10 protein-coding genes are annotated in these 14,394 nt (G+C 61.6%); 7 read left to right on the forward strand and 3 right to left on the reverse strand.

Features of this window, described 5'->3' with window-relative positions; translation table 11 throughout:
- Positions 1-70: 70 nt before the first annotated feature.
- Together AC57B6_RS11235 and AC57B6_RS11240 are read left to right on the forward strand one after the other, a co-directional pair.
- Positions 71-838, forward strand: a complete 768-nt coding sequence (locus AC57B6_RS11235) for a transporter substrate-binding domain-containing protein (protein WP_496421337.1) — start codon at positions 71-73, stop codon at positions 836-838.
- A gap of 36 nt (positions 839-874) precedes the next feature.
- Complete coding sequence (locus tag AC57B6_RS11240; RefSeq protein ID WP_028195905.1) at positions 875-1,993, forward strand: succinylglutamate desuccinylase/aspartoacylase family protein; 1,119 nt, start codon at positions 875-877, stop codon at positions 1,991-1,993.
- A 465-nt stretch (positions 1,994-2,458) separates the two neighbouring features.
- Here AC57B6_RS11240 and AC57B6_RS11245 read toward each other — a convergent pair whose 3' ends face one another.
- Positions 2,459-4,612 carry a phosphocholine-specific phospholipase C gene (locus AC57B6_RS11245; RefSeq protein WP_496421338.1) on the reverse strand — a complete coding sequence of 718 codons (2,154 nt, stop codon included), beginning with the start codon at positions 4,610-4,612 and terminating at the stop codon, positions 2,459-2,461.
- Positions 4,613-4,676: 64 nt separating this feature from the next.
- The gene (locus AC57B6_RS11250) at positions 4,677-4,844 is read right to left on the reverse strand and encodes a hypothetical protein (protein WP_278501928.1); all 168 of its coding nucleotides are present in this window, start codon (positions 4,842-4,844) and stop codon (positions 4,677-4,679) included.
- A gap of 374 nt (positions 4,845-5,218) precedes the next feature.
- Between AC57B6_RS11250 and AC57B6_RS11255 the strand changes: the two genes are divergently transcribed.
- From AC57B6_RS11255 to AC57B6_RS11275, 5 genes are all read left to right on the forward strand, one after another.
- The gene (locus AC57B6_RS11255) at positions 5,219-7,207 is read left to right on the forward strand and encodes an amylo-alpha-1,6-glucosidase (protein ID WP_496421339.1); all 1,989 of its coding nucleotides are present in this window, start codon (positions 5,219-5,221) and stop codon (positions 7,205-7,207) included.
- Between the two features lie 51 nt (positions 7,208-7,258).
- Positions 7,259-10,036, forward strand: coding sequence for an MGH1-like glycoside hydrolase domain-containing protein (locus tag AC57B6_RS11260; RefSeq protein WP_496421340.1), 2,778 nt, complete (start codon positions 7,259-7,261; stop codon positions 10,034-10,036).
- Positions 10,037-10,155: 119 nt separating this feature from the next.
- Positions 10,156-11,757 (forward strand): glucose-6-phosphate dehydrogenase, encoded by a 1,602-nt coding sequence (gene zwf, locus AC57B6_RS11265; protein WP_496421341.1) that lies wholly within the window; start codon positions 10,156-10,158, stop codon positions 11,755-11,757.
- 33 nt (positions 11,758-11,790) lie between these two features.
- The gene (locus tag AC57B6_RS11270; protein ID WP_178370614.1) at positions 11,791-12,591 is read left to right on the forward strand and encodes an ROK family protein; all 801 of its coding nucleotides are present in this window, start codon (positions 11,791-11,793) and stop codon (positions 12,589-12,591) included.
- A gap of 17 nt (positions 12,592-12,608) precedes the next feature.
- A complete protein-coding gene (locus tag AC57B6_RS11275; RefSeq protein WP_496421342.1) occupies positions 12,609-13,178 on the forward strand; it encodes a YbhB/YbcL family Raf kinase inhibitor-like protein in 570 nt (189 codons plus the stop codon).
- A 60-nt stretch (positions 13,179-13,238) separates the two neighbouring features.
- Here AC57B6_RS11275 and AC57B6_RS11280 read toward each other — a convergent pair whose 3' ends face one another.
- Positions 13,239-14,234, reverse strand: coding sequence for an aldo/keto reductase (locus AC57B6_RS11280; RefSeq protein WP_144193085.1), 996 nt, complete (start codon positions 14,232-14,234; stop codon positions 13,239-13,241).
- Positions 14,235-14,394: the final 160 nt, after the last annotated feature.

Here is a 14,394-nt window from a genome sequence, read left to right on the forward strand (position 1 = left end):
TTGAGGCGCGGCGGCGGCATAGGATGGCTCCCTACTCCGTAGTAATCCGCCCAACCCACACCCGCCTCCCATGAAAATCTCGCTGATGATCTTGAGCGCCGCGCTGGCTTTCAGCAGTAGTGCGTTTGCCGCCGACCCCGCCACGCTGCGCCTCGGTATCGATCCGAGCTATCCGCCGATGGACGCCAAGGCGCCCGACGGCGGCTTCAAAGGATTCGACGTCGATCTCGGCAACGAAATCTGTCGGCGCATTCACGCGCGTTGCCAGTGGGTCGAACTTGAGTTCTCGGGGATGATTCCGGCGCTGCAGGCGCGCAAGATCGACGCGATTCTTTCGTCGATGGCGATCACGGAGAAGCGCGAGCAACAGATTCTCTTCACTTCGAAGCTGTTTCAGTTCAAATCGCGGCTGATCGCTCGGCAAGGTTCGGCGCTTGCGGGTGGGACGAATGCGTTGGCCGGCAAGCAGATTGGCGTGCAGACGGGGACGCAGTTTGAAGGGTACGCATTGAAGAATTGGGCGCCGCTTGGCGCGCATGTGGTCGCGTATAAGAGTCAGGATGAGGTGTTCGCCGATTTGCAGAATGGCCGGCTTGATGGCGCATTGCTCGGCACTGTCGAAGCTGACTACGGCTTTTTGCGCACGCCGGCCGGGAAGGGGTTTGCTTTTGTCGGCGAGCCGCTTTCGATGGGCGATCGTGGCGTGGGGATTGGTCTGCGTAAGGACGAGACCGCGGTGCAGGCGTCCATGAACGAGGCGATTGCTTCAATGCTTAAGGACGGTACGTACGCGAAAATCGCGAAGAAGTATTTCGATTTCGATCCGTACGGCAATTGATCTTCCTTCTAATTTTCTTTTTCAGATTCTCTGTTCATGAATAAGCAATCAATTCCGCTTCTGTCGCCGGCTATCGGCACGCACCGTGAGCTGGTGTCGTTTCATTTTGGCCCGTTGGATAGCGGGCAGAAAATCTATATCCAGTCGTCGCTGCACGCAGATGAAACGCCGGCGATGCTGACGACGGTTTTGCTTAAACGTCGCTTGCTCGAACTGGAGAAGCAGGGTGCGCTAAATGCGGAAATCGTGCTGGTGCCGGTGGCGAATCCGGTCGGGCTTGGCCAGTACGTGCTGGGGCAGTTTCTTGGACGCTTTGATCTTGGCAGCGGCAAGAACTTCAATCGGCACTTTCTGCAGTTCTCCGGGCTGGTGGCGCGGGCTAAGGAGGCGTTGGGTTCGGATGCTTCGGAGAATCGGCGGATTGTTCGCGAACTGATCGGCGCTGAGTTGGCTGAGCAGAAACCGCTGACTGAGTTCGAGTCGCTGCAGTTGGCCTTGCTGAAGCTTTCCTTCGATGCGGATGTGGTGATCGATTTGCATTGCTCGTTGGAAGCGGTCATGCATCTCTATACCAGTGAGGCGGCGTGGCCGGAGTTTGAGCCTTTGGCGCGGTATCTGGGGGCGCAGGCTTCGTTGCTGGCGACTAACTCGGGTGGGGAGTCGTTTGATGAGACGCATAGCTTGTTGTGGTGGCAATTGCAGCAAGCTTTGCCCGCCGATAAGCCTGTGCCCAATGGGGCGATTGCTGTTACGGTGGAGTGCCGTGGGCAGCGGGATGTTTCTTATGAAGTCGCGCAGGAAGATGCGGATGCGTTGATTGATTATCTGGTTTGGCGGAAGGCCGTTTGGGTTGATGCTGTTAAGCCATTGCCCGAGTTGTTGGCGCCTGCGACGCCGCTTGCTGGTAGCGAGCAGTTCTATGCGCCCGTTAGCGGGATTCTTGTTCATCGCGCCAGGATTGGGGACACGATTCGTGTCGGGCAAGCGCTGTTCGATATTGTCGATCCGTTGACTGATGAAACTACTACTTTGTTTAGCAATACAGAGGGTGTGTTTTATATGCGGCGGGCGATTCGGTTTGTGACGGCTGGGGCGCCGTTGGGGCGGGTGACTGGGGCGCGGGCTTTTAGGACTGGAGTCTTGTTGGGGGCCTAAGGGCTTGGGTGCGGCCTGCTCGGCAGTTCGTTTGCGCTACGGTTTTTTGCCTTTGGCCTTTCCTTGCTTTGTTAGTGGTGTATTAGCGTTGCCCCTGTGCGGGGCGGCACCTACTTTTCTTTGCCTGCCGCAAAGAAAAGTAGGCAAAAGAAAGCGGCTTTACACCGCCAGCTCATAAGCGGGTCCCCCGCGCAGCTACGGTAGTGGTGCATCTGGAATCTGTCTCCTCGCACACTCCGCCTCAGTGACAAGGCAGTCATACTTCCGGCGGCGCTGCGCGCGCCGATGCGGTATTTCTTCAAGACGTTGCCGTTGCTGTTGTCGTTGCAAGACGCTAACTTTGGTCAATCGGCCCAAGTCGTCCGCAAGATTCCTACCGCGCTTCAATATTGCATCGCCAAGCCTCGGTCGAGCGGCCCAACAGCAGCCACCCAACCGAGGCCCATCTACTTCCCCCATTCGCCCTTAGCTCACCACCAACACCGGCGCGACAGCCGCCGGGTCACTGATGCTCGGTCGGCCATTCTCTACGTGCCCCGCCACACGACGCGAAAAACTCGTGTCGTCGTTGCTCGTCACCGTCAAGTCGTACCAGTGGTGGCTCGATGCCAGCACCCAGCCTTCTTCGATATGCGCCCCCGCCGGCACCAGCACGGGACGCGTGCGCGCGCCATACGCATTGTCCGTTACCGTTAAGCGCGCAATACCGCCTCCCTTGTTGCTGAACTTGATAAACACGTTTCCGTTCGCAACGTCATACTGCACCTTGATTTCCGGCTCCGCGGGCTTGTTGTGGCCGTGCCAACCCGCCGCCTGCGCGGTCTGTGCCGTAGCCGTCTGCGTGTTACCAGCAAACTTGCGCACGAAACCGTTCGGTCCGAATACCTCGAAGGTGTACACGCCATTCGTCGTCGTCAGATCGAAGCTCTCGCTGAGCGACTTGCCAGCCTCGACGGTGTAGCGCCACGGGCCGTCCGTGCGATTCGTCGAGTACACGTAGAAATGCGCGCCTTGACGGCCGCTGTTGGCGAACACGATCTCAAACGTGTTCTTCTTCACGTCCGCATGCCCGTTCACATGCAACTCATACGGCAACGCACGGGCGAAACGGATACCGCTTTCCTGCGGGTCAAAGGCGACCGGCGTGGTGGGCACCGTGGGTTTCGGCTGCGACGAGCACTCGTTGGCGATCTGCTGGTAATTGCTCGTGTCCGGCAGCGTCGGCACTGAGGCGTCCGGAGTGCGGAAGTCGAACGCAGTAGTCAGGTCGCCACAAACGGCGCGGCGCCATGCCGTGATGTTCGGCTCGTAGACGCCAAAGCGCGTCTCGATGAAGCGAATCACCGACGTGTGATCAAAAACCTGCGAGCACACGAAACCCCCTTTGCTCCAAGGCGATACGATCGTCATCGGCACGCGCGGGCCGAGACCGTACGGCAAGCCGTCAGCAGTGTAGCTGCCGCCGCGCCCCGGATTCACCACGTTGTGAATCTCGCCTTCGGTGCTGACCGTCGACTGGCCCTGGGCCGGCGTCGTCGCCGGTTGCGGCGGCACGAGGTGATCGAAGAAGCCGTCGTTCTCGTCGTACATGATGAACAACACGGTCTTGCTCCACACTTCGGGATTCGACGTCAACGCGTCCAGAATCTGCGACGTGTATTCCGCGCCGTATGCGGGCGTATAGCTCGGGTGCTCGGAGTATGCGGCGGGCGGGCACAGCCACGATACCTGCGGCAGGTTGCCCGCGAGCACGTCGTTCTTCAGGTCCGCAATCGTGCGCACAGTCTGCGCGCGCTCGTACAGGGCGCTGCCCGGTTGCGCGTTGATAAAGTTCGCGAAGTTCTGCAGGACGTTGGTGCCGTAGTTGCCGTTCAACGGATCGGCGCCCGTCAGACCCTGCTGATACACCTGCCACGTAATCCCCGCGGCTTGCAGACGTTCCGGATACGTGGTCCACGAGAGCAACTGATAAGTCGGCGGGCCGTCGTTGTCGACGAAATCGTTGTTGTCGAGCAGCGGGCCACCCATGGTGCCGGTCGGATCGACCATGCCGGTCATCAGATAGGCGCGGTTCGGGTGCGTCGGTCCCGGCAGCGAACAGAAATAGGCGTCGCACACCGTGAACGCGTCGGCCAGGGCGTAGTGGAACGGGATGTCGCTACGCAGGTAGTAGCCCATCGTCATGTCGGTCTTGTACTGCGGCCACTGGTTGTACGCGCCGTTGTTCATCGCGTAGTGCGTCGGGTACCACGAGTGATCGAGGTCGCCGATACATTGCGCACTGGTCGTCGCCGTGTTCAGGTGGAACGGCAGCACTGGTTGCGCCGCATTCTCCTTCGACGGCTGGTACCACACGGGTTGCTGGCCACCCGGCAGCGGAATCGGGAAGCGGTCGTTGTAGCCGCGCACGCCGCGCATATGGCCGAAGTAGTGGTCGAACGAACGGTTCTCCTGCATGAACACGACGATGTGTTCGACATCGCGGATCGTGCCGGTGCGCGAAAACGCGGGCACGGCAAGCGCATTGCGAATGGACTCGGGCAGCGCGGTCAGCGCGGCAGCAGCGCCGGCCGATGAAGCCACGGTCTGCAGGAAACGGCGACGGCTATTTGATGTCATCGAATATCACCTTCTGCGGGGGGGGGAAAGAATAGCGCGCCTCGCGCGCGCCGGTGGAATCAGATCAGTTGCTATTGGCGCTGTCGCCCGGGGCGTAATGCATCACGGGCGTAACTTGCTGGCTGTCGGCAGCAAGGCTGGCTTGCATGTTCTGGGTAATGGCGTCGGACGCGGCAGCGGGGTCGGCTGCGAGGGGTGCCGATGCGTCGGGCATGCCGGCTGCGGGGACCATCGTGGTGCCTGGTGTGGCAGCGTTGTTCGCGGCGGTTGGCGATGAGGATGTTGAAGACGTTGAAGACGTCGAGGCAGAAGTGGAGTCGTCGGCGCCACAACCGCCTAACGCGCAAGTTGCGAGCGCAACTAGAACGACGCCGGCGAGGCGAGTGTCTGTTCTCATGTCTGCATCCAATTTGTGGCGGCGGATGCAGTCTCCAATCCTTTCGAGAAATAATTGTGAAACGTTTGCGAGTGAATAAGGCTTATTAAATTCGTCGGTTAGACGAAAGGAAATGGAAAGCGATAAGCAGGAGAATGGTCACAGTAACGCCACGCGCCTGAAGTCCAGGCACACCGAATGAATTGCGGTTTGCATAACCCGGTACGCGCATGACACACATCGGCAGACCTTTCGACATCACGCGTCTCGAAGACGAATGGCTCGAAGCAGACGGCTTCGGCGGCTTCGCCTTGGGAACCGTGGGCACGCTGCGCACGCGCCGCTATCACGCGTTGCTGCTCACGGCCACGCGAGCGCCTGGCGGGCGCGTGGTGCTCGTCAACGGAGTCGAAGTGTGGCTCGAGGCGGACGGTAAGCGTTACCCGTTGAGCATGCAGCGATACGTGCCAGACGTAATCTATCCCGATCTGACGACAAGTCTTCTTGCATTCAATACCGAGCCGTGGCCCACGTGGCGCTTCCAGGTTGATCCGCAGCGCGTGGTGACGACCGAAGTATTCGTGAGCAAGGCGACGCGCGAAACGGTTTTGCGTTGGCGGCTGGAAGGATTGGGCGGCGCGCCTGCTTCTGGCGCGTTCACTCTGAAAGTGCGGCCTTTGCTCTCCGGCCGGGATTACCACGCACTGCATCATGAGAATCTCGCGTTCAACTTTAACGCGAGGATGAGCGACAACCCGGGCTGCGTGAGTTGGCAGCCCTATGGCGACCTGCCGGTCATCAACGTCGCAACGAACGGCGCTTATACGCACGCGCCGGATTGGTACCGGAACTTCTGCTACGTTCGCGAGCGCGAGCGTGGCCTTGATTTCAGCGAAGACCTCGCCACGCCCGGCGTGTTCAGCTTCAATCCCGCTGATGGCGAAGCGGTAATGATCCTCAGCGCGTCGATCGCGTCCTCAGGGGCGGCAACGGTGCCGGTCAGCACCGCACCTGCTGCCGCCCACGCAACTGAACTCGCGCGCGTCGAACAGCAGCGCCGCAACGCCCTCGGCTCACGTCTGCAGCGTTCGGCCGATGCCTACGTCGTCGCGCGTAACGAGGGCCGCACGATTCTCGCCGGCTTCCCCTGGTTCACTGACTGGGGCCGTGACACGTTCATCGCCATGCGCGGCCTGCTGATCGCCACGGGCCGTCTCGACGAAGCCGCAGCGATCCTGCTCGAATGGTCGGGCACCTTGTCCGCCGGCATGCTGCCGAATCGTTTTCCCGACTATGGCGACACGCCGGAATACAACTCCGTCGATGCATCGTTATGGTTCGTCGTCGCCGTGCACGACTATCTGGCGACGAACCACGCGAAAGCCGACACGCGAACGCGTCTGCGGCAGGCCGTTGAAACCATCCTCACGGGCTACACGAACGGCACGCGCTTCAACATCAAGGCATCCGCCGAGGATGCTCTTCTGAGCGCCGGCGTCCCCGGCGTGCAACTCACGTGGATGGATGCCAAGGTCGGCGACTGGGTGGTCACGCCACGCATCGGCAAACCCGTGGAAGTGCAGGCGCTCTGGATCAACGCATTGCGTATTGCAGCAACGTGGAATTCGCGGTGGCAGGCGCCTGCGGAGCGAGCGTTGCAAGCGTTTCATGAACGGTTTACCGATCCGTCGACACAAGCGCTGGTCGACAATGTCGATGTGGATTTCGTCAAAGGCGCAGTCGATCGTTCAATCCGTCCGAATCAGATCTTCGCGGTAGGCGGTTTGCCGTTTCCGTTACTCGAAGGCGCGGCGGCGCGCGCGGTGGTCGATCAGGTCGAAGCTCACCTGCTCACGCCGCTCGGCCTCAGAACGCTCGCGCCGTCCGATCCGGCCTACCGTGGGCACTACGGCGGCACCCCGCTTGAGCGCGACGGCGCCTATCATCAAGGGACGGTCTGGCCATGGCTGCTGGGCCCGTTCGTCGAAGCCTGGTTGCGGGTTCATGGCGGCGAACCGGATGCCCGCGCACAAGCCAAAGCGCGCTTTATCGACCCTCTGTACGCGCATCTCGATCACGCGGGCCTCGACCACCTGTCCGAAATCGCCGACGGTGACTCGCCTCACACGCCCGCCGGCACGCCGTTTCAGGCGTGGTCGCTGGGGGAGTTGCTGCGCCTCGAAACCCTGCTTGCGCGGTTGGAGCCCATCGCCGCGTAAACCGCGCTACGATGTGTATCCCACCTCCAGGCCCGACGCAAGGACATATTCATGCCACCGCTGCGCGCTGCCAATCTGCTCGCCACGATCGAAGGTACCCGCCTGCACTCCACCGACTGCCCGCGCTGGCAGCGCTGGGGGCCGTATCTCAGCGAGCGTCAGTGGGGGACGGTGCGCGAGGATTACAGCCCGGACGGCACCGCCTGGGACCACTTTCCGCACGATCACGCGCGCAGCCGAGCCTACCGTTGGGGTGAGGACGGCATTGCCGGTTTCGGCGACGATAAACTCGGCTGGTGCGTGTCGCTCGCGCTGTGGAATCGCAGGGACCCGATCCTGAAGGAGCGCCTGTTCGGGCTCACCAACGCGCAGGGCAACCACGGCGAGGACGTGAAGGAGCTGTACTTCTACCTAGACGGCACACCTACGCATTCGTACATGCGGATGCTGTACAAGTACCCGCATGCCGCCTTTCCGTACGACGACCTGGTTCAGGAAAACGCGCGGCGCGGCGGGGACATGCCGGAATACGAAATCCTCGACACCGGTGTATTCGACGATTTACGTTACTTCGACGTGCAGGTCGAATACGCGAAACATGCGCCCGACGACATTCTGATGCGCGTGACCATCGAGAATCGCGCGGGCGAGCCGGCCTCGCTCGACGTGCTGCCGCAAATCTGGGCGCGCAATTCGTGGTCGTGGAAAGAGAACAAGGACAAGCCGTCGCTCGTTGCAGGCCAGGACCACGACGGAGGAGTTCAGGTGGTTGGCCATCAGCATGGCCATGAACCGATCGTCGTGACAGCGTGGTCGAAAGACGCGCCGCACATGACGTGGCTGTTCTGTGAAAACGACACCAACGTCAAACGCCTGTTCAACATGGACGGCGCCGGGCCATTCAAGGACGGCTTCAACGACTACCTGGTCCACAGCGACGAACAGGCAATACGCCGCGACGCCGGCACCAAGGCGGGCGCGCACGCGCCGATCGAATTGGGCCCGCATGGCCGTGCGGTGGTGTACATGCGCTGGCGTCCGCAGTCGAGTCCCGATGATGCGCAACTCGACGCGGATGCGGTGTTCGCCCGCCGTATCGCCGAGGCCGATGAGTTCTATGGCGCGTTGCAGCATGAGATCGCCGACCCCGACGCACGCCTGGTGCAGCGTCAGGCGCTCGCCGGCATGTTGTGGTCCAAGCAGTATTACCAATACGACGTGCAGCGCTGGCTCGAAGGCGACCCGCTGCAACCCAAACCGCCTGAGTCCCGCAAGCACGGCCGCAATGTGGATTGGCGGCATTTGTGCAACGCTGACATCGTGTCGATGCCTGATAAGTGGGAATACCCGTGGTACGCGTCATGGGATTTGGCGTTTCATGCCGCCGCGTTCGCGCTGATCGATCCCGCGTTTGCCAAGCGTCAATTGCTGCTGCTGGTGAAGGATCGCTATCAGCATCCGAACGGTCAGATACCCGCCTACGAATGGGCGCTCGGCGACGCGAATCCCCCTGTGCATGCGTGGGCTGCCTGGCGCGTGTACGAAATCGACCGTGCGCTCACGGGCAAAGCGGATCGGGATTTTCTGGAGCTGGTGTTCCACAAGCTGCTGCTGAACTTCTCGTGGTGGGTGAACCGCAAGGACGCCGACGGTCACAACATATTTCAGGGCGGTTTTCTCGGGCTAGACAATGTCGGCATATTTGACCGCTCGTCGCCGCTACCCACCGGCGGACATATCGACCAGGCGGACGGTACGGCCTGGATGGCCGCATACGCACTCGACCTGATGCGGATCGCGCTCGAACTCGCGTATGCGAACCATGTGTTCGTCGATATCGGTGTGAAGTTTTTCGAGCACTTCCTGTATATCGCCGAAGCCGTGAGTTGCGACGACGGCTGCGATACCGGTCTCTGGGACAGTGAAGACGAATTCTTCTACGACAAGCTGCGCCTGCCTGACGGCAGCAATATTCCGATGCGGCTGCGCTCGATTGTCGGTCTGATTCCGCTGTTCGCCGTGCACGTGCTCGAAGAGCGTTTGCATGGCCACTTGCCGGGTCTGCGCGAACGGCTCGTCTGGTTCCTCGAACATCGTCCCGATCTGGCGCGGCTGGTTTCGCGCTGGGACGAGCCGGGCAAGGGCAACGCGCTGCTGCTCTCGCTGTTGCGCGGGCACCGGATGAAAGCCTTGTTGCGCCGCGCGCTCGACGAGAGCGAATTCCTTTCCGATCACGGTGTGCGGGCGCTGTCGCAATTCCACCGCGACCATCCGTTCGAGTTCAATCACAACGGCACCAGCGTCACGGTCCGCTACCTGCCAGCCGAATCCGACACCCGTGTGTTCGGCGGCAACTCGAACTGGCGCGGGCCGGTATGGATGCCGGTGAACTACCTGCTGATCGAATCGTTGTACGAATTTCATCGCTACTACGGAGACGATTTTCGCGTCGAGTATCCGACTGGATCGGGGCAGAAGTTCTCGCTTAGCGAAATCGGCGACGAGCTGGCGCGCCGGGCAACCACGCTGTTCCTGAAGGACAGGAATGGTGAACGTCCGGTGATGGGCGCTTATCCACTGCTGCAGGCCGATCCGCGTTCGCGCGATCTCGTGCTGTTCCATGAGTATTTTCATGGCGACAACGGGCGTGGCGTGGGCGCTTCGCATCAGACCGGCTGGAGCGGGCTGGTGGCGTTGCTGCTGCAGCCGCGGGCGATGGGCGCGTCGGGTAATGTCCCGCTGACCGGCGACCCGAACGAGGCGCCGGCCGCGGCGTCCAGCCCCGCAAGTCCGCCGGAATCCGCGCCGGAACCGATCGTGACCAAATAGCGTGCGAACGAGTACCGGGCGCCGGGCAGGTTTGGTCTTTGTTTTTGAACTGTGTGGGTTCAAGCGTGGTCTGTCTTGTACTGCCACGTCCATTCCATTGGCTTCCTTAAGTGAATCCCATGTCGACTACACCGAACACTCCAACTTCCGCCAGCCACGAACCGAGTTGCAAAGTCAGCGCGGGTCCGCATGAGGGACCGTCTTCGCCGGCCGGCAAGCGGCCTGCGCCGCCTTGCACGCTTGTGATCTTCGGCGCGGGCGGTGATTTGACCAAACGGTTGCTGGTGCCCGCGCTCTACAACCTCGCTGTCGATGGCCTGCTCGACGACGGCATGAAGATCATCGGCGTGAATCATGGCGAGCGCGAGACGAGCGTATGGCGTGAGGATCTACATAAGTCGCTGCAGCAGTTCGCCGCCGACAAAGCCAGCACGTTCCACGCCGGCAAGCTCGACGACAAAGCGTGGGCCTGGGTCGCGCAACGGCTCGAATACATGGCCGGCGAATTTGAAACCGACGACACGTTCACGAAGCTCAAGCAAAAGCTCGATCAAGCGCCGGGCGGCAACGTGATTTTTTACCTCGCGGTCAGCTCGCGCTTTTTCAAGCCGATCGTCGAACATCTCGGCAAAGCAGGTTTGCTGAAAGAAGCCGACGGTGCTGACGGCGGCTTCCGCCGTATCGTGATCGAGAAGCCGTTCGGCACCGACCTCGCCACCGCGCGTGATCTGAACGCGCACATTCTGTCGTTCGCGAACGAATCACAGGTGTATCGCATCGACCATTTTCTCGGTAAGGACACCGTGCAAAGCATTCTCGCGGTGCGCTTCGCGAATGCGTTGTTCGAACCGATCTGGCGGCGCGAATATATCGACAGTGTGCAGATAACCGCAGCCGAAACGATCGGCGTGGAGGGGCGCGGCAAGTTTTACGAGCAGACCGGCGCATTTCGCGACATGCTGCCGAACCACCTGTTCCAGTTGCTCGGCATGGTCGCGATGGAACCGCCCAATTCGTTCGATGCCGAAGCCGTGCGCGATAAGAAGGCCGAAATCTTCGACGCGATCCAGCCGCTGACCGCCGACGACGTCGTCTTCGGTCAATACGAAAAGGGGCCGGCGGGCGTCGGCTATCGTGAGGAACCGGACGTTGCGCCAGACAGCACGACGGAAACCTACGCCGCGGCGCGCGTGTACGTCGAGAACTGGCGGTGGGCGGGCGTGCCTTTCTATCTGCGCACGGGCAAGCGGCTTGCCGCGCGCCGTACGGAGATTTCGGTGCAACTGAAGCCGGTGCCGTTCCGTCTGTTCCGCGACACGCCGGTCGATGCGCTAACGCCGAACGTACTGACTTTGCGCATCGATCCCGCGCACGGCACGAGCTTCGACTTCAATGTGAAGACGCCGGGGCCGCTGATGCAGATCGGCGCGGTTCAATCGTCTTTCGACTATGCGGACTTCTTCGCGGAAAAAGCAAACGTCGGTTACGAAACCCTGCTGTACGACTGCATGCTCGGCGACGAGACGCTGTTCCAGCGCGCCGATAGCATCGAGACAAGTTGGGCCGTGGTGGACGATGTGCTGCATCCGAAGAGCGGCGGCGCGATGCCCGTGCACGGTTATCCGGCCGGCAGCGAGGGGCCGGCGGAAGCAGACGCGCTGCTCGCGCGCGACGGCCACGCATGGCGGCCTTTGAAGCGGGATGCAGTGGAAAAGAAGTAAATCGTGAAACGCACCAACACAACCGGGGGTACCGTGGCCACACGTAAGACGAAAGAAAAAAGCAGTACCGAGCGGATTCTGGCGATCGATGTCGGCGGCACGGGCCTGAAAGCCGCGATCATCGATGCGGACGGGCAGATGAAAACCGAGCGCTTGCGCGTGGCGACGCCGCATCCGTGCACGCCGGATCAACTGGTGGATGCGTTGGCGAAGCTGGTCGAGCCGCTGGTCAAAGAGGCGCCGCCTACACTCATGTCGATCGGTTTTCCCGGGGTGGTGCGCAACAACCGCATTCTGACGGCGCCGCATTTTGGCGTTGAAGGCTGGCACGACATTCCGCTAGCGGATTCGCTGGCAAAGCGCCTGGGCGGTTTGCCGGTGCGAATGATCAACGACGCCGAAATGCAGGGCTTCGCCGCGATCGAAGGACACGGACTCGAGTTCGTGCTGACGCTTGGCACAGGCGCGGGCACGGCGCTGTTCCGCGACGGCGAGTTGATGCCGCACCTCGAGCTTGCGCATCATCCGGTCAGCAAGAAGGGCGTTGCGTATGACGAGTACATCGGCGACGCGGCGCGCAAGAAGGCGGGCAATAAGCGCTGGAATCGACGGGTCGAGAAGGTGATCGAGATTCTCGATTCGCTGGTGAACTACGACAAGCTGTGGATCGGCGGTGGCAACGCGGCCCGGCTGAACTTCGAGTTGCCCGCGAACGTCGCGACCGTGTCGAACGACGCGGGGATCGAAGGCGGCGCGCGCCTGTGGCATCCGAAGTCGTTGCGCGAGACGCGGCAGTTGCCGGAGGCCAATGCGCGGACCGGCCATTTCAAGTGAAACGGAGACGCTCAGCGATGCCTCGACTCAATGACGCCAGCCATCTGCGACGCCTGCTCACGGCCGGCATGTGCGCCACGCTGGTTCTGGTTGCGGCCAATGTCCGGGCGGCGGATGGTTTTGCGGTGTCGTCGCCGGGTCTGGCCGACGGCGGCACGCTGGATTCGAGCCACGCGGCGAGCGCGAACAATTGCGGCGGCGGGAACGTGTCGCCGGCCTTGCAATGGCGGAACGCACCCGCCGGCACGAAGAGTTACGCGGTCACCCTATTCGATCCGGACGGCGCGAAGGGATTGGGAATCGTGCACTGGGTGCTATATGGCCTCGCGCCTTCGGTGACCGGACTGGGCAGCGGTACTACGCCGCCGGCGGGGAGCGTGGCCGGAACGAATCGGACTGGCGGCCCGGGATACTACGGACCATGCCCGCCGGTCGGCGATGTGCCGCATCATTATGTCGTGCAGATTTATGCGCTTGACCTACCGCCGGATGCATTGCCGGCGGGATTGACGCGAGACGCGTTGCAGGCGGCCATGAAGGACCATGTCCTCGCTGCCACCAGCACGGTACTACGATACGGACGGTGATCGCCGTTGCCCTTGCGGTGGCCGGCCGGATGTTCGGCCGACACCGTCACGGCTTACGCATCACCTCGCCGCATCGCCCCAACGATATTCCAGCGTGGCCTCATCGAGCTGCGCTTTGACTTGTGCATCGAGCACAAGCTCCGAAGCCGCCAGCGTATCGCTCAACTGCTCAGCGCGACTGGCGCCGATAATCGCCGAGGTAATCAGCGGATTGGCCAGCACCCACGCAAGCGAAACCCGGGTCAACGACTCGCCGGTCGTTGCCGCAATCGCCTTCAGCTTTTCGATCGTGTCGAACTCGCGCTTGTGCCAGTAGCGCTCCTGATACATCGCCCCCGCCTTGCCGACGGTTTCAGTAAAGCGACCGGACGCAGGCGCCGCATCCACCCGATGCTTACCAGTCAGCAGACCACCTGCGAGCGGGTTGTACGGCATCACGGCCAATTGTTCTTCGGCCGCCAAAGGCAGCAACTCCCGCTCGATCTGCCGGAACAACAGGTTGTAGCGGGGCTGCACCGAGACGAACCGCGCTGCGCGCAGCACATCGGCGCGACCTAGCGCTCGCGCCAGCCGATAGGCCAGGAAATTCGACACGCCGATATACCGTGCCTTCCCCGATCGTACGATCACGTCCAGCGCCTCCAGCGTCTCGTCGAGCGGCGTAGCCGCGTCGTCGGAATGGAGCTGGTACAGGTCCACGTAATCGGTGCCGAGACGCCGTAGCGATGCGTCGATGGCATCCAGCAGATGTTTGCGCGACGCGCCTTGATCCCATGCCGATGGCCCCATCTTGCCCACCGCCTTGGTCGCCAGAATGAAGCGGTCGCGTTTGCCCTTCAGCCAGCGCCCGACGATTTCCTCCGTGCGTCCGGCAATGCTCTCGCCACCGCCGAGCGGATAAACGTTGGCGGTATCGATGAAGTTCACGCCGGCGTCCGCTGCCGTATCGAGAATGCGCTGCGAGACGTCTTCTTCAGTCTGCAGGCCAAAGGTCATCGTGCCGAGGCACAGGCGCGAAACGGTCAGGCCGGTGTGGCCGAATTTGCGGTATTGCATGTTCAACTCCGAAGCGGAACGGTTGCGGGTTGCGGTGTTGCAAAAAGGATAAACGGTGTGGCGATTTCGCGTTGGATCACCCGCGCATGCGGGCGTGATAAGCCGTCAGTATTTCGAAAGTTTATCGGCAGGTGAACTGCAAGCATCGCCGTGTAATAAA

Source organism: Paraburkholderia sp. BGA-UO-ETr-F12 (genome assembly GCF_059567945.1).